A 19,449-nucleotide genomic window follows, 5' to 3' on the forward strand; every position below is an offset into this window, starting at 1 on the left:
ACGCCGGGGTCATGGGTCCCGGTGCCCGCCGGGCGAGTGCTCGGTGGCGGGTGGGCCCGGTGGGGGGTCGCCGGCCGCGAGGTGTTCCAGGACCTCCGCCAGTTCCTGGCAGGCGCGGCGTACCGAGCGGCGGGTCGCGAGCTGCTCGGTGATGACGGCGGCGAGGAGCAGGGCGGTCAGGGCGGCGGAGCCGTTGAACGCCTGGAGCTTGACCATGATCTCGACGTCCGACAGGTGGAGGAACGCGCCCCGCTCGGAGGTCGCCTCGAAGGTGGTGAGGACGGAGGCGAAGAGCGCGCACAGCATGCTTCCGGCAAGCTGGAAGCGGAGCGCCGCCCAGATCAGCAGGGGGAAGACGAGGAACAGCATGCTCATCGGGCTGAGCACGGCCAGGGGCATGAGGACCAGGGTCGCCAGTCCCAGGAAGGCCGCCTCTTTCCAGCGCCGTACCTGGAGCCGTCCGGCCGGCCCCGCGAGGGCGAGCAGGAGCGGGGCGACGAGCAGCACCCCCATCGTGTCGCCCACCCACCAGGCCAGCCAGACGGCCCAGAACTCGCTCGTGCCCAGAGAGCCCGTCGCCACGTGCAGTCCGACCCCCGCGGTCGCGCTGATCAGCATGGCGCCGAACCCGCCGAGGAAGACCAGGGAGAGTCCGTCCCGCAGTCGCGCCATGTCGAGCCGGAAACCGACCCGTCTCAGCAGCAGGAAGGAGCAGAGCGGTGCGACGGTGTTGCTCGCCACGGTGACCAGCGTGGTGGGCCCCGGGGTGGTGAGGGAGGCGATGACGAGGAAGGAGCCGAGGGCGACCCCGGGCCAGACCCGCGCGCCGAGCAGCAGCAGGGCGGCGACGGCGACGCCGGTGGGCGGCCAGATGGGGGTGACCACCACGCCTTCGACGACGAGGCGGCCCAGCAGGCCGAGCCGCCCGGCCGCGTAGTAGCAAACCGCCACGGCAAGCGACGTCAGGGCGGCCCTTGTGAAGCTCCGGAACTGTCGAGTGACCAACACGTCAGCCATCAGACACCGGCCGGGCCGCCATGGCCGGGCAAGGGCTCCTGCGTGTCGGGCGCCGTCGTACGGTACGGGGCCGGGCCGATTCGTGGCCAGGACCGGTCCGCGGGGGTGCCGGCGGATCCTTGCGGACCCTCGCGGGTTCTCGCGGGTTCTCGCGGATTCCGTCCGATCGGGTCGGAGCATGTGGTCGGAGGCTGATGGGTGCCCGTGCGGGGACGGGCCGATCAGGGACGTTCCCTCCCCCTTCACCCCTCGACCGTCGGCCGGGCTGGGCCGCCGTCATGGCCGACGACCAGGACGGCCGCGTCGTCTTCGTGTCCCACCGTGGCCGCCAGCTTCATGACGGCGGTGGCGAGTGCGTCGACGTCCAGCCCGGCGGCGGCGGTGATTCCGGCGAGCCGCATCACCCGGTCCAGACCGTCGTCGAGGTGGAGCGAGGGCCCCTCCACCACCCCGTCGGTCAGGAGGACGAAGACACCGCCGGCGGTGAGCCGGTGGAGCGTGACGGGGTAGTCGACACCGGGAAGCACGCCGAGCGGAGGCCCACCCTCGCCGTCGTCGATGCCGGACCGGCCGTCGGCGGTGGCCCAGATGTGGGGGATGTGACCGGCCCGGGCGCACTCCAGGGTGCCGGCGGCCGGATCGAGCCGCAGGAAGGTGCAGGTGGCGAAGAGGTCGGCGTCCAGGGAGAGCAGCAGGTCGTTGGTGCGACCGAGCAGTTCTCCCGGGTCTCCGGTGACGGAGGCCAGCGCGCGCAACCCCACGCGGACCTGCCCCATGAAGGCGGCGGCCTCGATGTTGTGCCCCTGCACGTCACCGATGGACATGCCGATCCGCCCGTCGGGCAGGGGGAAGGCGTCGTACCAGTCACCGCCGACGTTGAGCCCGTGGTTGGCGGGCTCGTAGCGGACGGCCAGCCGGGCGCCCGGAAAATCGGGAAGGGCCGAGGGCAGCATGCCGCGCTGCAGGGCCACGGCGAGCTCGACACGGGAACGCTGTGTCTCGGCCAGCTCCCGCGCCCTGGCGGTCAGCGAAGCGAGCCGGACCAGGAGGTCCTCGCTGCTGTCGGCCGGCCGTCTGCGGAACATCGATCACTCCGACGTCACGGGGACCCTCGCATCAGTTCGTCCCATCTCCAGCGCGCAGGACCAAGGGGACCACCTCGGTATGAACAGGTCCTTCCCACTCTGCCCGGAGGTGCCGACGTCCGCATCTCATCGATCTCGCCTCCCGCCTCGCCTCGCCCTGCCCCGCCCTGCCCGCGATCGTCGCCACGGCACTGTTGCCGGCGCTGACGGCGTCGCGGTCGTGGTCTCGGCCGATGCCTGCGGCGGGGGTGGGAAGGCTGGGCAGACGGCGCCGGGCGACGCTCCGCTGGCGGCCTCGCTCAGGTTATGCCAGAGGTGCCGGCGATCTGCGACCTGGACGGCCTGCGGAGCGTCGGCGGTGGCGCCCCCGGCCAAGAGTGGCGCCCGGTCCCGGCACACGACCTCGGCACCGGGCAGGGCGGCGGGTTTCGGCGTCGACGAGAACGGTGCCGTAGTCGCGGCTTCTACCGGTGGCGTTCTCGGCGACGCCGACCACACGCAGGGCGAACACACCTTCGGCTCGGGAAGAGCGTCGACCCGGCTGAGCTCCGTGCTCCGGCTGACGAGTACCCCGAGCACGGAGCTCAGCCGAGGGCCGGCCCGGCCCATCAGGAACCGCGCCCAGGCTGCGGATCCCGTACGGTCACGGGGCGAGGTGATGTGCAGGGCCACCGCCTCTCGCGGACCGGCGCCGGTCTCCTGAATCCCCCCGAGCAGAGACCGGCGCCCCGCCCGGCCGGCTTTGTTGGTGAATTACGAGCGCACCTGTAGCTCGTCGTCGAGAGCGCGCTCTTTCACGGGACAGTGATGTTGTTGAGTTTCGAGAGTGCCTGGGTGCTCGCTTCGGGACCGTGGTTGCGCTCTGCACGACGAGGGGGCCGGGGTGCTGCCGAAGTCCAAGGTCGATCCGTACGCGGCGATCCGTCGTGATGCGACGTCAGATGTGGGCCCGGACCTGCTTCACCGGATGGCCCAGTCGATCCCCTAGAGCCGTCAGTTCGTCCTCGCTGAACCAGGAGCGTTCGGGGTTCCATATGGCGATCTCGAACCGGGCGAAACCGCAGGGCCAGTCGTAATCCAACGCGTCAAGAGTGGTTGATCCTCCACAGCACGGGGCCTCGATCGCGAACGTGGTGAACCCGTCGTCGCAGTGAGCCTCAAGGAGGTCGCCCCACCACTCCGTGTCGATGGCCGCCTGACACAAGGGGCAACCGATCCCCTCCAGGTTCGCCCCGCAGTCGACGGCCGTCACCACGTCGTGCCACGTCACCTCGATCTCCACGTCCACGCCGCCCGCCACACCAGGGGCCAGGTCCTCGACGAGCGCGACGACGTGGTCGACCGCATCGCGGTCCGGCTGCCACTGCGGATCACTCGGAATGATCGACAGGACATCATCGCTCATGGCTTCCTCACCTCGTCAGACCGCTGACCACCGCAGCGTCGCGACGAGATGCTATCGATCACACGTTCCAGTGCTGCACCGCCCTGGACCTGCCACAACCGGCACGGGAGCAGGGGCGCCCTCAGAACTCGGCACCCTTTCAGCGCCGGCCCAGCGTCAGTCGCTGCCGGAACCCACCGACATCCGCTCTCGCCCCTCACCTACGCACTCCCCGGCTCCACTCGGATGGAGTCTCCCCGCCGCGGGCCCGGCGCCCAGGCCGTTTCCCCCTCACCAGCCGAAGCCACGGCAGGGGGCGGAGCCGGCCGGGAGGAGGGGGCAGGGGCTGGAGAAGGCGCGCTCGGCCGGGCCGTTGCCGTGGGCGGGTTGGTGCCCTGGCTCTGGTGCTGTGTGAGGGCGATTCGTACGCGCCGTGCGCCCGGGGCAGTTCTCCGGAGCGCCTGGAGCGGTCGGCTTCGGCAGGGTCGGGGGCTGGGGGGTCGTGGTGCGGCTTCGTCGCGGTCCGCCGGCCCTTTCAGGGGTCGGTGCCCTGTGCGTCCTGGTCAGGTGGTGCTGTCGGGGCGGCGCAGGCGGGCGGTCGGGGTCTTGTCCGTGGTGCCGGGTGTGGTGGCGGTCTCCTCGTCGGTGTGCTTGCGGGCGGGACGGCGTCGGGTGAGCAGGGTTCGGAGCTGGTTCTTGTCCGGTTTGCCGATGGCGGTCCGAGGGATGTCCGCGACGAAGTGGACGGTGCTGGGTGCGTAGGAGGGGGTGAGGTGGGTGGTGACGTGGGCGCGCAGTTCCTCGGGGGTGATCCGGTGGTCCGCGGCCGGCACGACGGCGGCGTGGATGTGTTCCGCCGCGTCTTCGTCGCGGACGCCGAAGACGGCGCACTGCGCGATGGCCGGGTGGGTCAGCAGCACGGCTTCGACCTCGCTCGGGTAGACGCCACCGCCCGGGACTTTGATGAGGTCGTTGCAGCGGCCGACGAGGAAGAGGTAGCCGTCGTCGTCGACGTATCCGACGTCCCCGGTCCGGATCCAGCCGTCTCGCACGGTCTGTGCGGTGAGTTCCGGCTGCTTCCAGTAGCCGCGCATCATTCCGGGCGAGCGGGCGTAGATCTCGCCCTGGCCTCCGGCGGGAAGGGGCAGGCCGTTCGTGTCGCGGATGTCGAGTTCGACTCCGGGCATGGGGCGGCCCACGGTGATCTGGCCGTGGCGGCCGACGCGGGAGTGTTCCTCGGGCCGGACCTCGGTGAGGCCGAGCGTTTCGCTCTGTCCGTACCAGCTGTGCAGCACGGGGCCGAAGACCTCTGCGGCGCGGCCGAGCCGGGCGGCTGACGCGGGGCTGCCGCCGTAGGTGATGCGCGTGATGCCGGAGACGTCGGTGGTGGACAGGGACGGGTGGTCGAGCAGCTGGTGCAGCAGCGGCGGAAGCAGCCACAGGTGGGTGACGCCGTCGCGTGCGATCGCGGCCAGGGTCGCACCGGCGTCGAAGGCGGGTTGCAGGACGACGCTGCCGCCCCGGAGGAGCGCCATGTCGGCGCACAGGCCGGCGACGTGGGACAGCGGGGTGTTGGCGAGGAAGCGCGGCGGATCGCCCGCGTCGACGTGCAGGCTGTCCAGGCAGCGCTTGTACTGGCCGTGGGTGACCTGGATGGCTTTGGGGACACCGGTGGTGCCGCTGGTGTGACGGATGCACCAGTCTTCGTGGGGGTCGGTGTGTCCGCCGGGGTCGTGGGGGGAAGGGAGGGCGGCTGGGGCGAGGAGGTCGTCGTGGCCGGGGACCGGGCCGAGCGACGCCACCGCGGGGACGTCGACCAGGGACAGAAGGGGGCCCAGGTCGGTGTGCCGGCTCGCGTCGACGAGCAGCAGGCGCGTGTCGACGTCGGCGACGATGTGGGCGAGGGCCTTGGGCGGCATGACGTCGTAGAGGTAGACGAGGCGGGCGCCGGTCAGGGGCACGGCGTAGCGGGCGGCCAGGGCGAGCGGCGTGTTGCCGGTGAGCAGGGACACCGTCCGGCCCGGTCCGATTCCACCTGCTCGCAGGGCGCGGGCCAGACGGCGCGTGAGGGCGGACAGTCCGCCCGCGGAGAGGGGGCCGCGGTCGGCGGTGAGGACGGCGGGCCGGTCGGGGTGTCGTGCCAGAACCCGCAGGAGGTCCTCGGCGTAACCGGTGAAGCCGCGGCCGGTCCCCGTTTTCCGCTCGTCTTGTGACATGTCTGCTCCGGCGGGTCGGTGTGCGTCGTACGTGGCCCGCGGATCGGCGGGCCACGCACGAGGACAACGACCCGGTCGCCGCGAGCGGTGCGGCCGGATTCCGTCGTGTCCTGGTCGTCCCGCGTGTCGTTTCCGGGCGGGGCCGGGGACGCCACACGTTGGTGTGGGGCGGGGCCTGCGGTGAGAACCATGTCAGGGGCGGGTCGTTGATCACCGGTAAGCGTTCCCGTCGTCTGGAGTCCGTCCTCGTGACTGCCGATCAGGTGCACCGTTTCTTCTTCTCCGGCTTCGGCTATCAGTGCCGTGTCGTGCAGTGCCCCTCCCCCAGCACGGAGCCGATCGTCGTGATCGGCGGCGCCTTCCAGAACATGTACTCCTACCGGAGGATGGAGGGGCCCTGGGCGCGGACCGCTCCCGTCGTCAGTGTGGAGCTGCCCGGTTCCGGGAACGCCGACCCGCTGCCGGCGGCGTACGGGTTCGGGTTTCTCGCCGACGCCCTGACCGACCTCCTCGACCGTCTGGACCTCGGCCGGGTCAACCTCTACGCCGTCTCCTACGGAGTGCCGGTCGCCTACCACCTCGCCCAGCGGGATCCTGGCCGCCTGTCCCGGCTCGCCCTCATGGGAGCTGCCTCCGCCTACCCGCCGGAGGGGCTGGTGGGGCTTCGGGCCATGGCGGACGCGCTCGCCTCGGGGGACGCCGACGGCTATGCCCGCCGCAGCGTGGAGGCGCTCATGGCCCCGGCCGACCGTACGGTGCGCAACCGGGCCGCCGTCACCCGCGTGCTGGCCCGTGACATGGCGGCCGTCGCGGGACCGGACTTCGAGCGTCACCTGGCGTCCATCCGTCGTGTGATCGACTGGTCGGGGCTGCCCGACGGCGGGGTGAGCGGCGTCCCGACCCTCTGTGTCACCGGCGAGCACGACACCCTCACCCGCCCCGACCTCGGCCGGGAGGCCGCTGCCACCATCGACGGCAGCGTCTTCACCCTCGTCCGCGACACCGACCATCTGCCGGCACTCGAACGACGCCGGGAGGTCGGCGAACTCCTCCTGCGCTTCTTCACCGACCAGCCCCTCGACGGTCTGGACTTCCTCACCCCGCTCGAACGGCCCACGAGGCCGCTTCCCGCCGGAGTCGCGTGAGCCCCTGCGCCACCTCGGCGCCGTCGTTCCAGAGCGGTCGACGAACGCGGCGGCTGACCGGTCGCGTGTCGCCGGAGCGGGCGAGGGGCTGTGGGCGACGGGCTGTGGGCGGCGGTCGACGGCCCCCGCGTCCGGGCGTCACGACGTGGTTTCTCGCGGCGGGTCCCGGGAGCACGGGTGGCTGAGTACGAGAAGCAGCTCTTGCGCGTGTGCGTCGGTCACGCACCGCCCTCTCGGAGCGCGCCCGCCCGCAGGTCCTCCAGGACCGCGCGGGCCGCCCGCGCGCCCGAGGCCAGGGCGCCCTGGACCGAACCGGTCGCCCGGTGGTCCCCGCACACGTACCGTCCGGGAGCCCACCGCACGGGGCGCGAGAGCGGCGCGGGGCCCGGCATCGCCGGCAGCGCGTCCGGGACCGTGACGCGGTGGACGGGCTCCCAGTCGCCCGTGTCCGCGCCGTACACCTCGCCCAGGGCCGCGAGCACCGCCGCCGTGTCCGACGGTCCGGCGGAGCCGAGCACCGACGTCGAGACCAGCGCCCGGCCGTCGCCGGAGAACCCGGGCTGGACGGCCGTGAGGACGCAGGTGTGGAGGAACCTGCGCGCGGAGTCCACGACCAGCACGGGCTCGTCCAGGGGAGGCCGGGCGGTCGCGTGGTACAGCGTGGTCACGGTCCGGCCGTCCGGGACCTGAAGACCGGGGAGCAGCTCCGCAGCGACCCGCTGCCCGGTGGCGACGACGACCGCGCGGGCCCGCACCTCCCGCCCGTCCGCGAGGACCACGCCGTCCGGCCCCAGGGCGGACACCACGGTTCCGGTGCGCGGCACGTCCGACGGCAGCCGCGAGGCGAGCTGGGCGGGCACGGCGCCGATCCCTTCGGCCGGCAGGCACAGGGTGCCGCGCAACATGCTGCGCCACACCAGGTGGAAGAAGCGCGCCGAGGTCTCCAGCCGGTCCTCCAGGAACACGCCGGAGAGGAACGGCCGGAAGAACGTCTCCACCAGCCGCGGCGACACGCCCGCCGCGGCCAGCGCGTCGCGCGTGGTCCCGTCGGCGCCGCGCCTCAGCAGGGACGCGGGCGCCAGCGCGTCCCGCGCCGACAGGGCGGAGAGCGCCAGCAGGTCGCGGCCCGACGCGAGCCGCCCCGGCAGGAGGTCACGCGCCTCGCCCGGGCGCCTGCTCGGGTCCGAGAACCGGCGGAGTCCGCGCTCGGTGTGCACGAGCACCCCCGGCGTGAACGGCCGCAGCCTCAGGGGCCGCAGCATCACCCGCCGCTTCACCTGCGGATACGAGGTGTTGAAGACCTGGAAACCGCGGTCCACGGTGAAGCCCGCCACCCGGTCGGTGCGCATCCGGCCGCCGACCGCGTCACCGGCCTCCAGGAGCAGCACCCGCAGGCCCGCCGCGCACAGGTCGGTGGCGCAGGCGAGACCGGCGGCCCCCGCTCCGACGACCACCGCGTCGTACCGCGTGCCGTCCGTCGTCCTCTTCATGCCGCCCTCTCTCCGTGTCCCGTGTCCGGTGTCCGGGGCCGCCCCCGCGTGTCCGGAGACTCGCGTACGGCCCCGTCGATCCGTCTTCGCCGCGGACGCGCCCGCCGGATGCGTCCGCGCCCGGTCCGGAGCGCTCCGCCGCATCCGCCACCCGCCCGGCGGAGGAACTGGACGTGAGCTCCTCGAACCCGTCAAGAACCGGAGGCCCCCATGGCCCGCTCCTGGGAACTCGAAGGACGCACCGCCGTCGTCACCGGAGCGGCCCGCGGGCTGGGCGCCGGGCTGGCCCGCCGGCTCGCCGGGCGCGGGATGCGCGTGGCGCTGCTCGGGCGGGAGCGTGCCACGCTCGCCGCCGTGGCCGGGACGCTCGGCACGGAGAGCCACACCGTCGAGGTCGACGTGACCGACGACGCGGGGATGGAGCGGGCCGCCGCGGAGATCACCCGGGTCCTCGGCGCCCCCTCCGTCGTCGTCGCCAACGCGGGCGTCGCCGAGGGCGGGCCGTTCGAGACCTCCGACCCCGACACCTGGCGCCGCGTGGTGGAGGTCAACCTCGTGGGCGGCGCGATCACGGCCCGCGCCTTCCTGCCCGGCCTGCGGGCCGAGGGCGGCTACTTCCTCCAGGTCGCCTCCACCGCCGCCTTCGGCGCCGCCCCCATGATGAGCGCCTACTGCGCCTCCAAGGCAGGCGCCGAGGCCTTTGCCCGCTCCCTGCGGGCCGAAATGGCGCACCAGGACGTCGGCGTGGGCGTGGCGTATCTGCACTGGACCGACACGGACATGGTCCGCGACGCCGACCGCCACCGGGTGCTGCGCGAACTGCGCGGGCACATGCCCGGCCCCGCCCGCCGCGTGTATCCGGTGGACCGGGTGGCGTCCTGGCTGGTACGGGGAGTGGAGCGGCGTTCGGCGTCCGTGTACGCCCCGCCCTGGCTGAGGCTCGCCCAGGCCGGCCGCCCGTTCTTCCCCCTCGCGGTGGACCTGCTCTCACGGCGCGAGCTGCCCCGTCTCATGCGGGAGCACTCGTTCGAACAGACCGGTCTGCTCGGCGTGGGCGGCGGCATAGAGGAGAGGCTGATCGACCGGACGTCCCCCGGACCGACCGCGGACGGGCAGGGGAGGCGACGAGGAGGAGGGTGAGGCCCCCGATCGGCGGCGCCTCCAGCGGGCGAGGGTACCCACCGCTGGAGGCGCCGGCGTCCAGGACGGCGGTGAGGCCCGCGCCGGGGCAGAGCGTGCGGCGCGGGCACGCGGTGCCGAGGCGGCAGGCGTCGGCGAACGGGGGCACGGGCGTGTCCAGGTCGCGCGGCGGGCGCAGGCCGCGGCGGCCCGGCACCGTGGCACAGGCGTCCTGTGCTCGGCTCGATCGGTCGGGTGGGAGGGAAGGAGGCACGCCGAAAAGGTTTGTCACGGGGGCCGGGTGTCGACGATGATCGCCCCATGACGATCAGAAAGGGTCATGCCGTCTAGGCGCCCCGCTCCGCTCTCCACCGCTCGCGCGCCGCCGGTCGCCGCTCGCCCCCGCGCCCGATCGCCGTGACCACTCTGGAGAGCCCACTCGTGCAGAAGACCGCCCTCGTCCCTTACGCCCACCTTCCCCGAGCGCACCACGACCTCCACGTCCTGACCAGTACCGTCGACGTCTTCGGCGCCGCTCACTGGCTGCTTGCCGAACGCGCTCCGCAGCGCGGCGGCGATCTCCTGCCCTTCGACGCGCTGGTCGTCTCGGTCGATCCGGACGGCACCGTCGGACTCACCGAGCTGAGCGCCGTGCGGGCCCGCTGGCCGCACCTGGACCGTCTGCCCGACGGCGGGTTCGTCGTCGCCGCGTCCCGCGCCCGCCGGGACGAGGACAGGCACCAGGTCCAGGTCTTCGACGTGCTCGGCCGCGAGACCTCGTCCTTCTCCGTCGGGGATGCCGTCGAGCACCTGATGGTGGACGAGGCCGGTCAGATCTGGGTCGGGCACTTCGACGAGAACCCGGCCGGAATCCGCCGCTGGAGCGCCGCCGGCCGGCTCACCTGGACGTCGGACGACGCCGGCATCCCCGGCCTCCTCGACTGCTACGCCCTGAACGTCTCGGGCACCGGCGCCTGGGCGTGCCCTTATACGGACTTCCCGCTCGTCGCCATACGCCCCGACCGTGCCGACCGAGCCGTGAGGGTGTGGTCGAACCGAGTCCGGGGCGCCCATGCGGTGGCCGTCCACGGCGGGCTGGTCGCCTTCTACGGCGGTTACGGCGAGGAGAAGGACCGACTCGCTCTCGGCAGGGTCACCGAAACGTCCGTCGAGCCGACGGGCACCGGCCTGCTCACCCTGCCCGACGGCCGTGCCCCCGGCCGCCGGCGGGTCGTCGCCCGGGGAAGCAGGATCTACGTCCAGGCCGAGCCGTTCACCGCGTGGGGCGTGTTCGACCTGAGCTTCTGACACCCGGCGCGGAAGGACCCGCTCGCCCTTGGGCCGATGGTCCCGCAGGGCGCCGTGGCGCGTGCCGGCGAGGTCTCGGCGGTCGTCGACCGCCGAGGTCTCCCCGGCGTCCGAGGCGCCACCGGCAGTTCCTCGCTCGATCGGGCGAACCGGCTTGTGCCGCACATGCCGGTGGTCGGCGTCCTGTGCCGCCTGGTCGGTCCCGGCAGTCGTCCAACGGGCGTTCACCGGACGCACGAAGAGCCCGGATTGAAGAGTCCCCGAACTCACGGGCGGCAGGAGCTCAGACGTTCCACTGGTGGGAGAAGGGGCCGTTCAGGGCTGCCCATTGCAGGAGCAGGATGGTCTTGCCGTCGACGATGCGTCCGTCGCGGGTCATGGCGAGGGCCTCGGCGAAGGGCAGTTCGAGGACTTCGATGTCCTCGCCCTCTTCCTCGACTCCTCCGCCGTCGCCGGTCCGGTCGGCCGGGGTGTAGGGGGCGGCGAAGAAGTGGAGGCGCTCGGTGACGGAGCCCGGGCTCATGTAGGCGTCGAGCACGTGGGTGAGCGGGCCGAGTCCGACGCCGAGTTCTTCGGCGCTCTCGCGGCGGATGGCGGTGTACGGGTCCTCCGCGTCGAGCAGTCCGGCCGCCGCCTCGACGAGCATGCCGTCGGGGTGGTCGTTCACGTAGGCGGGGTAGCGGAACTGACGGGTGAGCAGGACCCGGCCGCGTGCGGTGTCGTAGGGCAGGACGACGGCGCCGTTGCCGCGGTCGTAGGTCTCGCGCTGCTGGGTCTCCCACCGCCCGTCGCGGCGCCGGTAGTCGAAGGTGGTCCGGCGCAGGACGTGCCAGCCCTGGGAGGTGAGTTCGACGTCGCGTATCCGGACGCCGGGGTTGCGGTCGAGGTCGCGTCCGGCGAGGTGGAGGCCGGTACGTCCGCGGTGGTCGGGGACGTCGACACCCGGGCGGCCCGTCACGCGGTCTCCCGCGGGGCGCGGCGCGGGATCTCGGCGACGTCGTGGTGGACGGGCAGAGCGATCCGCTCGCCGATCACGGGGAGGTGCCCGGCCTCGAAGACGGTCCGGGCCGCTCTTTCCAGGTGGGCGGGGTCGGCGGCCATGGCCCGCGGGTCGCCGCCGGTGCCAGAGCGGTGGGGGCCTGCGACGAGGACGAGCGGGGGCTTGTCGGTCATGGCGGCTAAGATACACGCAGAAACGTGAAAGAACAGGAAGGAACGTGAATGCTGGCCGCTGAACGACGTGAGCACCTGCTCGATCTGCTCGCCCGCACGGGAAAGATCGTGGCCAAGGACGTCGCCGCCGACCTGGGCATCTCCGAGGACAGCGTGCGGCGCGACCTCCGCGATCTCGCCGCCGAGGGGCTGTGCCAAAGGGTGTACGGCGGTGCGCTGCCCGCGTCCCCCGCGGTGGTGGACTACGACGCCCGGCGGGCGGTGGCCCCGGAGGGCAAGCGGAAGGTCGCCTCGGCGGCCGCCGCGCTGGTGCGGCCGGGCGGCTCGCTGATCCTCGACGGCGGCACCACCGCCCTCGCCGTGGCGCGGGCGCTCCCGAAGGACCTCTCCTGCACGGTGATCACCCACAGCCCGACGATCGCCACGGCCCTGATCGGCCACCCCCGGGCGGAGCTCTTCCTCCTCGGGGGGCGCGTCTTCAAGCACTCGGCGGTCACCTGCGGCGCCGCCGCGGTCGAGGCCGCGCAGAACGTCTCCGCCGACCTGTGCCTGCTCGGCGTCACCGGCGTCCACCCCGAGGCCGGACTGACCACGGGGGACGCCGAGGAGGCGGCGATGAAGCGCGCCCTGTCCGCCCGGGCCGCGGACACCTACGTCCTCGCCTCCTCCGAGAAGATCGGCACGGCCTCCCCGTACCGCGTCCTGCCCTGGGGGGAGATCACCGGGCTGATCACCGACGCCGAGCCCCACGACGCGGTGGTCGAACAGCTCAGGGCGCTCGGCGTGAAGATCCTCGCGGCCGGCTGACGGCCGGGCGCGACGGCCGCCGGGAGGACGGGAGGAGGAGGCGTCGGCACCCCGAGCTTCGGCGCGCCGCGAAGCCCCGGGCCACTGACGGGTCCTGGGGCTCCGGTCGCAGGGGCGCCCGCGCGGGGCTCCGGGGTGTCCGGCGGGGACTGGGCAGGGTTCGTAATGGGCGGTACATTTGGCGGCCGTAACCCGGTGATCTGAAACGCGAGAAGCCCGATGCCCTCGCCCCGGGGGCTGTGAGAAGCCCCCGGTTTCCCACGTCGCGGAAAGGAAAGCGATGAGTCCGACGCTGGCCGACGAGATCCGCAACAGGCTCGGAGAGCTGAGCCCGGCGGAACGCAAGGTCGCGCGGGTTCTCCTCGCGGGATACCCCGCCGCGGTCTTCGAGACGGTCGCCACGATCGCGGAGCGGGCCGGTGTGTCGGCGCCCACGGTGCTGAGGTGCGCTTCGCGGCTGGGCTTCAGGGGCTTCCCCGATCTGCAGGCGGCGCTCCGCGCGGAACTCGACGCCCGCAACGCCTCGCCCATCACCCTGTACTCGGCCGCGGAGGCGTCCGAACAGCAGCCCGCGGAGACCTCGCGGGATTCCGCCGGCTCCCGCCTCGGCGAGCGTGCGGCGCTGGTGCGGCAGGCGGTCTCCCAGACGTTCGACGAGGTGGCGCCGCACGAGTTCGAGGACGCGGTCGCCCTCCTCGGCGACCCCAGGCGCCGGGTGCACCTGGCCGGAGGACGCTTCACGCACCTCCTGGCGGAGTATCTGGGCCTCCACCTGATGCAGTTCCGCGACCAGGTGGGGCTCGTGCCCCACAAGGACGTGGAGCGGACGTCCTACCTCACCCAGCTCGCCCGGCGCGACGTCACCGTGCTGTTCGACTACCGGCGGTACGAAGCCGACAAGACGCTGATCGCGGAGCTGGCCCGGGAACGGGGAGGCAAGGTCGTCGTCTTCACCGACCCGTGGCTCTCCCCCGCCGCCGCCCATGCGGACGTCGTCCTCATCACCCAGGTGTCCTCCGACTCCCCGTACGACAGCCTGACCCCGGCCCTCGCCATCGTCGAGTCGCTCGTCGGTGCCGTCCTCGAACGGCTCGGCGGCGAAGGCCACGAGCGGATGAAGGAAGCCGAGCGGGTCGCCCGGCGCACCGGCCTCCTGTGAGGCGGGGCCTCCGCCGCCCGCCGCTGTGAGCGCTTCCGCGAGCCCGTCGCCCGTCGTGGAGGACAGAGCGGTGCCGGGTGCTCGGACCCGGCACCGGCCGGCTACTTCGGTGTGATGTCGATCCGCAGGGCGACGAGGGTCCGCGGGGTGGTGGCGTCGTCGGTGAAGGCGGCGAAGCCGGGGGCCTTGGTGAAGGTCACCGTGAACCGCGGTCCGCTCTCGAAGGTCGTCGCGTCCGCGCTGTTCCGCGCCCGCGTCGCGGCGAGCGCGCGGGCGGTGGTCCGGAAGGAGTAGGCGCGGCCGTCCGGGTGGGAGGCCGAGTGGAAGACGTCGTCGTTGGGCGGCACGGGTGTCGTGGCCCCGGGGGCGAAGGGCCGCTTGGCGGGGGCGACGCGCGGGGTCCAGGTGCGGGCGTCGTACCGGTCGCCGTCGGTGAGGTAGCTGTAGCGGGCCCGGCGCAGGGACCAGCCGTGGGCGGAGTCGCGCGCGCGGGCGTCGCGCAGGTCGAGGACGGCGACGCCGTGCGGACCGAGGACCGTCAGGTGTTCGCGGTGGGTGCCGGGCCGGTCGACGACCAGCGCCGTGTTCTCCTCCAGGGCGTAGACGCGGTCGTGGCCGGTGTCGGAGGCGAGGCGCAGGGCGCGGCCCTCGCGTCCGTAGGCGCCCGTGTGGGTGTCGACAAGTCCTGAGCGGAGGAAGCCGAACCCACCCCGGGGGATGTACCCGAGGCGGGTCGGGTCGTCGAAGTAGCCGGGCGCGCTGCCGTCCCGCAGGGCCTCGTAGGACTCGCCGCCGCTGACCATGTCGGGGCCGGAGGCGATCTGGGCGCCGGCGGAGGAGCCGGCGACGACGGCGCCGTGGGCGAGCTTGGCGCGGATGGCGGCGAGCACCTTGGAGTCCTTGCGCCCGTCGTCGCGGAGGAGGGTGGTGACGTAGCGGTACTGGTCCCCTCCGCCGAAGAAGAAGCCGGTCATGGACTCGACCTGGGCGACGACGGCGTCCGAGTCGGCGTCGGCCACGTGGTCGGTGTCGAGGGGGATCCACTGCGCGTCGGCGGCTCCGTGCCGTTCGAACAGGGCGGCGTAGTAGGCGCCGTTGCAGGCGGAGTTGCTGCACCGGTCGGGGTCGTCGGCGTGGGGGTCCTGGCTCTCGGGGACGGAGGCGGCGGTGATGACGCCGATGCGGGCCTTCGGGCCGCCGGCCCGCTCGATGATCTCGCCGTAGACCTGGGTGTTGTCCTCCTTCAGAGCTCCGCCGATCAGGACGAGGGAGCCTTCGCGGGCCGCCCTGTCCGGCCGAGGTGCGGCGTGTGCGGCGGAGGCGCCGGTGAGGAGGGCGACGGCGAGGCCGCAGGCGAGGACGGTGCGACGTGCGGGGAGGGGCGGGACGCGCATGGTGCCTCCGGGGTCGGGAGAAGGGGTGGTGGGGGCCGTCGGCCGGCCGGGGCCGTCCGGCGGTGGGGGCTGCCGGCCGGTGGGAGCCGTCCGGCGGTGGGAGCCTTCGGCCTGCCGGGCGGACCGGACCCGTGTCGGTCCGCCCGGTGCGGCCGGTGCGGGGGTGGAGGGATCAGGCCCGGGGCGTGCCGGCGCCGTTCAGGCGGTGCCGGCCGCGCCGAGGGAGGCGATCAGGTCGGCGAGCAGGGCGACGCGCTGGGGGACGCCGGTGGTGTCGAGCCACTCCTGGGGGGTGTGGTCGGCGCCTCCTACGGGGCCCAGGCCGTCCAGGACGGGGACTCCGGTGCCCGCGATGAGGTTGGCGTCGCCCACTCCGCCGGTCGCGGCGGCGCCGAGCTCGATCCCGACCGCGCCGGCGGCCCGCCGGGCGTGGTCGAGCATCCGCCGGGAGGCGGGGGTGTCCTCCATGGGAGGGCAGAGGTCGAGCTGTTCGACCTCGACGGTGACGCCGGGGACCCCCGGATGGCCGGCGGCCTCCCGGATGGCCCGGGTGACCCGTTCGATGTCGGCCGTCGTGGCGGCCCGGACCTCGATGCGGAGCTCCGCCCGGGGGCAGACGATGTTGGCGCGGGTCCCGGCCCTGACGACGCCGACGTTGACCGTCACGTCCTCCCAGTGGCCGTTGAGGGCCTGGAGCGCGACGGTGAGGTGGGCGGCGGCGAGGGCCGCGTTCGCTCCGCGCTCCGGTTCGATGCCGGCGTGGGCCGCCCGTCCGGTGACGGTGAGGCGGAAATCGGCCACTCCCTTGCGGGCGATGACGAGGTCGCCGTTCTCCCGGGCGCATTCGAGGCCGAGACCGTGGTGCACGCCCCTGGCGGTGCTCTCGATGAGTGCGCGGCTGGCGGGGGATCCGATCTCCTCATCGGGAGTGGCGAGGAAGACCAGCTCGTCGTAGGCGTCGACGCCGGACGCGTCGAGGACCTCCAGAGCGGTGAGGCCCGCGAGGAGCCCTCCCTTGTCGTCGCTGACGCCCGGGCCGTACGCCACGGAGCCCTCGACGCGGAAGGGACGGGCCGCGGCGGTGCCGTCCTCGAAGACGGTGTCCATGTGGGCGGCGAGGAGGATCCTGCGGCCGCCCGCCGCCTCGGGCAGTCCGCCCCGCTTGCGGCCGACGAGCGCGTCGCCAGTCCGGTGCCCGTCGGGCGCGGCCGGGAAGCGGACGCGTTCCACGTCGAAGCCGAGCCGTGCGAGCCGGCGTTCGATCCAGTCGGCGACCCGGTTGACGCCGTCGGCGCTGTAGGAGCCGGAGTCGATGGAGACGAGCTGTTCGAGGTCGTGCAGGTAGCGGGGGCGGAGGGCCCGGGCCAGGTCGAGGAAGGGGTGGTGCGTCTCCTGCCGGCGGACGGGGGCGCTCACAGGACCTTGGACAGGAAGGCGCGGGTGCGTTCCTGCTCCGGGTCGACGAGGACCTGCCGGGGGTCTCCGGCCTCGACGACGACGCCCTCGTCCATGAAGACGGCGGTGTCGCCGACCTCGCGGGCGAAGCCGATCTCGTGGGTGACGACGACCATGGTCATGCCGTCGGCGGCGAGCTGCCGCATGACGTCCAGGACGTCACCGACGAGTTCGGGGTCGAGGGCCGAGGTGGGCTCGTCGAAGAGCATCAGCTTCGGCTTCATGGCGAGTGCCCGGGCGATGGCGACGCGCTGCTGCTGGCCGCCGGAGAGCTGGGCCGGGTAGTGGCCGGCGCGGTCGCCGAGCCCGACGCGCGCGAGCAGGTCGTGCGCGTGGGCGCGCGCTTCCGTGCGGGAGGCGCCGGAGACCTTGACGGGGGCCTCCATGACGTTCTCGACGGCGGTCATGTGGGGGAAGAGGTTGAAGCGCTGGAAGACCATGCCGATGTCGCGGCGGCGGTCGGCGACCTCGCGCTCGCGCAGCTCGTGGAGCCTGTCGCCGTGCCGGCGGTAGCCGACGGGTTCGCCGTCGACGGTGAGCAGGCCGCCGTCGACCTTCTCCAGGTGGTTGACGCAGCGAAGGAAGGTGGACTTGCCCGACCCGGAGGGGCCGAGGAGGCAGCAGACCTGGCCGCGTTCCACGGTGAGGTCGATGCCCTTGAGGACCTCCAGTTTCCCGAAGTGCTTGCGGACGCCTTCGGCGCGCACCATGGGGGTGCTCATCGGCTCTGCTCCTTGCTGTTCTTGCCGAACCGCTCCGCGGTGCCGCCGAGGAGGCGCCGGAACGGCGAGACGTGGCCGGCGCGGGTGGTGCCGCGTCCGTAGCGCCGCTCCAGCCACGCCTGCGGCACGCCGAGGAGGGTGACGAGGGCCAGGTACCAGATGCCGGCGACCACCAGCATGGGGATGACCTGGTAGTTCTGGGCGTACACGTCCTGGATGTTCGACATCAGGTCGTGGGCGGAGATGACCGAGACCAGCGCGGTCATCTTGAGCATGTTGATGGTCTCGTTGCCCATGGGCGGAATGATCACGCGCATGGCCTGGGGCAGGACGATCCGTCGCATGGTGAGCGCGGGGCGCATGCCGAGCGAGTGGGCGGCCTCGGCCTGGCCCGGGTCGACGGACTGGATGCCGGCACGGACGATCTCGGAGGCGTACGCGGCCTCGTTGAGTCCGAGGGCCAGGAGTGCGGCGATGGCCGGTGTCAGCAGGGCGTTGGTCTCGGCCTGGAAGAACGTGACGTCGGTGAAGGGGATACCGATCTTGACGTACTTGTACAGGGCGGCGGCGTAGCCCCAGAAGATGATCTGGACGAGCAGCGGGGTGCCGCGGAAGACCCAGACGAAGGCGTTGGCGAGAGCGTAGAGCACGGGGCTGGAGGAGAGCCGCATGACGGCGACGAGCGTGCCGAGAGCCAGGCCGAGGAGCATGGCCGCGGCCGTCAGCCAGAGGGTGGTGGCCAGTCCGTCGAAGATGAGGTCGGCGAAGAGGTAGTCGCCGACGACGTCCCAGCGCAGGTTGTCGTTCCTGGCGAGGGAGCCGATCAGTCCGACGAGGGCGAGCACCGCGGCGACGGCCGCGATCCAGCGCCCGTAGTTGCGGACGGGAACGATCGGGAGGTCCGCGCCGAGGGGCCGGTCCGCGGCGGTGGTCCGCTCGGGAGTCTTGGTGATGCCGGGCATCTCTAGTCCACCGCCGCGTTCTTGGTGGCTTCCTTGACGGCGATCGAGGCGACGCCGTACTTGCCGTACACGGCGACGACCGTGCCGTCGTCGATGAGGGCCTGGAGCGCCTTCTGGATCGCGTCGGTCAGCTGCGGGAGGTCCTTGCTGACGGCGATGCCGTTCGGCGAGGCGTTGTAGCCGCCCGGGGCGGCGGGGTCCTCGGCGAGGTCGAAGGCCTTGCCGTCGTCCGCGGTCTTGGCGACCCAACCGGCGGCGGGCTTGGTCAGGACCTGGGCGATGACCTTGCCGGAGCGCAGGGCGAGCTGGGCGTCGGAGTCCTTGGGGAAGGTCTGGATGTCGATCTTCCCCTTGCCGGCCTTCTCGCAGGCGGCCTGGTGTTCCTTGAGGAGGTCGAGCTGGTTGGTCGCCGTCTGGACGGCGACCTTCCGCCCGCAGAGGTCGTCCAGGGTGGTCACCTCGGACGGGTTGCCCTCGGCGACCAGGATGCCGGAGCCGGACCGGGAGTAGTCGACGAAGTCGACGACCTGCTGCCGCTCCTTGTTGTCGGTGATGGCCGACATCGCGACGTCGAACTTTCCGGCCTGGATGGCGGGGACGATGCCGTCGAACTTCTGCGGGGTGAAGGTGAACCTCACGCCGAGCTTCGCGCCCAGGGCCTGGCCGAGGTCGTAGTCCAGTCCGGTCAGGGCGGGCTCGCCCTCCTTCACGAACATCTCGAACGGCGGGTAGGGGACGTCGGTCGCGACGCGGACCTCGCCCGCCTTCTTGATCTTCTCGGGGAGGAGGTCGTGCAGCTTCTGGTCCTTGACGACCTCCGCCCCGGCGATGACGGCCTTGCCGGCCGGGGCGGCGGCGTCCGCGCCCCCACAGGCGGACAGGGAGGCGAGCATGGCCGCCGCGAGGGCGGCGGCCGCGACGGGGCGTGCGATACGAGTGTTCATCGCGTGGGACCTCTCGGTGGTTTCCTGCCGACGGAATCGGGCCGTCAGACACAACAGGGAAGTTACATA

Annotated in this window: 17 protein-coding genes; 5 read left to right on the top strand and 12 right to left on the bottom strand. The window is 72.9% G+C overall.

The features are described from left to right. Nucleotides 1-9: 9 nt before the first annotated feature. The 4 genes from AB0E83_RS12490 to AB0E83_RS12505 form a co-directional block, all read right to left on the bottom strand. Nucleotides 10-1,017, bottom strand: coding sequence for an MASE1 domain-containing protein (locus tag AB0E83_RS12490; protein WP_362109457.1), 1,008 nt, complete (start codon nt 1,015-1,017; stop codon nt 10-12). A gap of 242 nt (nt 1,018-1,259) precedes the next feature. After that, nucleotides 1,260-2,102, bottom strand: coding sequence for a PP2C family protein-serine/threonine phosphatase (locus tag AB0E83_RS12495; protein WP_362109459.1), 843 nt, complete (start codon nt 2,100-2,102; stop codon nt 1,260-1,262). A 937-nt stretch (nt 2,103-3,039) separates the two neighbouring features. Then, a complete protein-coding gene (locus AB0E83_RS12500; RefSeq protein WP_362109461.1) occupies nt 3,040-3,507 on the bottom strand; it encodes a hypothetical protein in 468 nt (155 codons plus the stop codon). Nucleotides 3,508-4,049: 542 nt separating this feature from the next. Next, a complete protein-coding gene (locus tag AB0E83_RS12505; protein WP_362109463.1) occupies nt 4,050-5,702 on the bottom strand; it encodes an AMP-binding protein in 1,653 nt (550 codons plus the stop codon). Nucleotides 5,703-5,950: 248 nt separating this feature from the next. Here AB0E83_RS12505 and AB0E83_RS12510 point away from each other — a divergent pair, with 248 nt between their 5' ends. Beyond that, a complete protein-coding gene (locus AB0E83_RS12510; protein ID WP_362109465.1) occupies nt 5,951-6,847 on the top strand; it encodes an alpha/beta fold hydrolase in 897 nt (298 codons plus the stop codon). A gap of 218 nt (nt 6,848-7,065) precedes the next feature. Here AB0E83_RS12510 and AB0E83_RS12515 read toward each other — a convergent pair whose 3' ends face one another. Then, on the bottom strand, nt 7,066-8,337 hold the full coding sequence (locus AB0E83_RS12515; protein ID WP_362109467.1) for an NAD(P)/FAD-dependent oxidoreductase: 1,272 nt from the start codon (nt 8,335-8,337) through the stop codon (nt 7,066-7,068). 210 nt (nt 8,338-8,547) lie between these two features. Between AB0E83_RS12515 and AB0E83_RS12520 the strand changes: the two genes are divergently transcribed. Both AB0E83_RS12520 and AB0E83_RS12525 read left to right on the top strand, forming a co-directional pair. Next, nucleotides 8,548-9,477, top strand: coding sequence for an SDR family oxidoreductase (locus AB0E83_RS12520; RefSeq protein ID WP_362109469.1), 930 nt, complete (start codon nt 8,548-8,550; stop codon nt 9,475-9,477). A gap of 420 nt (nt 9,478-9,897) precedes the next feature. Then, nucleotides 9,898-10,764, top strand: a complete 867-nt coding sequence (locus AB0E83_RS12525; RefSeq protein ID WP_362109471.1) for a hypothetical protein — start codon at nt 9,898-9,900, stop codon at nt 10,762-10,764. 283 nt (nt 10,765-11,047) lie between these two features. On the opposite strand, the gene AB0E83_RS12530 is transcribed toward AB0E83_RS12525, so the two are convergent. Both AB0E83_RS12530 and AB0E83_RS12535 read right to left on the bottom strand, forming a co-directional pair. Beyond that, nucleotides 11,048-11,722: an NUDIX domain-containing protein gene (locus AB0E83_RS12530; protein WP_362109473.1), complete on the bottom strand. Its 675-nt coding sequence runs from the start codon at nt 11,720-11,722 to the stop codon at nt 11,048-11,050. After that, nucleotides 11,719-11,937: a hypothetical protein gene (locus tag AB0E83_RS12535; RefSeq protein ID WP_362109474.1), complete on the bottom strand. Its 219-nt coding sequence runs from the start codon at nt 11,935-11,937 to the stop codon at nt 11,719-11,721. The genes AB0E83_RS12530 and AB0E83_RS12535 overlap by 4 nt, the downstream gene beginning before the upstream one ends. Before the next feature lie 48 nt (nt 11,938-11,985). Here AB0E83_RS12535 and AB0E83_RS12540 point away from each other — a divergent pair, with 48 nt between their 5' ends. Next, nucleotides 11,986-12,744 (top strand): DeoR/GlpR family DNA-binding transcription regulator, encoded by a 759-nt coding sequence (locus tag AB0E83_RS12540; RefSeq protein WP_362109475.1) that lies wholly within the window; start codon nt 11,986-11,988, stop codon nt 12,742-12,744. Nucleotides 12,745-13,024: 280 nt separating this feature from the next. Beyond that, the gene (locus AB0E83_RS12545; protein ID WP_362109477.1) at nt 13,025-13,903 is read left to right on the top strand and encodes a MurR/RpiR family transcriptional regulator; all 879 of its coding nucleotides are present in this window, start codon (nt 13,025-13,027) and stop codon (nt 13,901-13,903) included. Nucleotides 13,904-14,004: 101 nt separating this feature from the next. Here the strand turns inward: AB0E83_RS12545 and AB0E83_RS12550 are convergent, their stop codons facing one another. The 5 genes from AB0E83_RS12550 to AB0E83_RS12570 form a co-directional block, all read right to left on the bottom strand. Beyond that, the gene (locus AB0E83_RS12550) at nt 14,005-15,297 is read right to left on the bottom strand and encodes a cyanophycinase (RefSeq protein WP_362109479.1); all 1,293 of its coding nucleotides are present in this window, start codon (nt 15,295-15,297) and stop codon (nt 14,005-14,007) included. 198 nt (nt 15,298-15,495) lie between these two features. Further along, a complete protein-coding gene (locus AB0E83_RS12555; RefSeq protein WP_362109481.1) occupies nt 15,496-16,713 on the bottom strand; it encodes a M20 family metallopeptidase in 1,218 nt (405 codons plus the stop codon). Continuing rightward, nucleotides 16,710-17,462 (bottom strand): amino acid ABC transporter ATP-binding protein, encoded by a 753-nt coding sequence (locus AB0E83_RS12560; RefSeq protein WP_362109549.1) that lies wholly within the window; start codon nt 17,460-17,462, stop codon nt 16,710-16,712. Before AB0E83_RS12560 ends, AB0E83_RS12555 begins: the two co-directional genes overlap by 4 nt. Before the next feature lie 8 nt (nt 17,463-17,470). Further along, nucleotides 17,471-18,436: an amino acid ABC transporter permease gene (locus AB0E83_RS12565; protein ID WP_362109483.1), complete on the bottom strand. Its 966-nt coding sequence runs from the start codon at nt 18,434-18,436 to the stop codon at nt 17,471-17,473. Nucleotides 18,437-18,438: 2 nt separating this feature from the next. After that, a complete protein-coding gene (locus tag AB0E83_RS12570; protein WP_362109485.1) occupies nt 18,439-19,380 on the bottom strand; it encodes an ABC transporter substrate-binding protein in 942 nt (313 codons plus the stop codon). Nucleotides 19,381-19,449: the final 69 nt, after the last annotated feature.

Origin of the sequence: Streptomyces sp. NPDC035033 (assembly GCF_040636735.1) — a bacterium.
Taxonomy (GTDB): domain Bacteria; phylum Actinomycetota; class Actinomycetes; order Streptomycetales; family Streptomycetaceae; genus Streptomyces.

Coding starts and splice junctions, on each gene's coding strand:
- AB0E83_RS12520 (WP_362109469.1), top strand. CDS start 8,548: ATGGCCCGCTCCTGGGAACTCGAAGGACGCACCGCCGTCGTCACCGGA.
- AB0E83_RS12500 (WP_362109461.1), bottom strand. CDS start 3,507: ATGAGCGATGATGTCCTGTCGATCATTCCGAGTGATCCGCAGTGGCAG.
- AB0E83_RS12545 (WP_362109477.1), top strand. CDS start 13,025: ATGAGTCCGACGCTGGCCGACGAGATCCGCAACAGGCTCGGAGAGCTG.
- AB0E83_RS12540 (WP_362109475.1), top strand. CDS start 11,986: ATGCTGGCCGCTGAACGACGTGAGCACCTGCTCGATCTGCTCGCCCGC.
- AB0E83_RS12535 (WP_362109474.1), bottom strand. CDS start 11,937: ATGACCGACAAGCCCCCGCTCGTCCTCGTCGCAGGCCCCCACCGCTCT.
- AB0E83_RS12515 (WP_362109467.1), bottom strand. CDS start 8,337: ATGAAGAGGACGACGGACGGCACGCGGTACGACGCGGTGGTCGTCGGA.
- AB0E83_RS12550 (WP_362109479.1), bottom strand. CDS start 15,297: ATGCGCGTCCCGCCCCTCCCCGCACGTCGCACCGTCCTCGCCTGCGGC.
- AB0E83_RS12505 (WP_362109463.1), bottom strand. CDS start 5,702: ATGTCACAAGACGAGCGGAAAACGGGGACCGGCCGCGGCTTCACCGGT.
- AB0E83_RS12570 (WP_362109485.1), bottom strand. CDS start 19,380: ATGAACACTCGTATCGCACGCCCCGTCGCGGCCGCCGCCCTCGCGGCG.
- AB0E83_RS12565 (WP_362109483.1), bottom strand. CDS start 18,436: ATGCCCGGCATCACCAAGACTCCCGAGCGGACCACCGCCGCGGACCGG.
- AB0E83_RS12495 (WP_362109459.1), bottom strand. CDS start 2,102: ATGTTCCGCAGACGGCCGGCCGACAGCAGCGAGGACCTCCTGGTCCGG.
- AB0E83_RS12560 (WP_362109549.1), bottom strand. CDS start 17,462: ATGGTGCGCGCCGAAGGCGTCCGCAAGCACTTCGGGAAACTGGAGGTC.
- AB0E83_RS12490 (WP_362109457.1), bottom strand. CDS start 1,017: ATGGCTGACGTGTTGGTCACTCGACAGTTCCGGAGCTTCACAAGGGCC.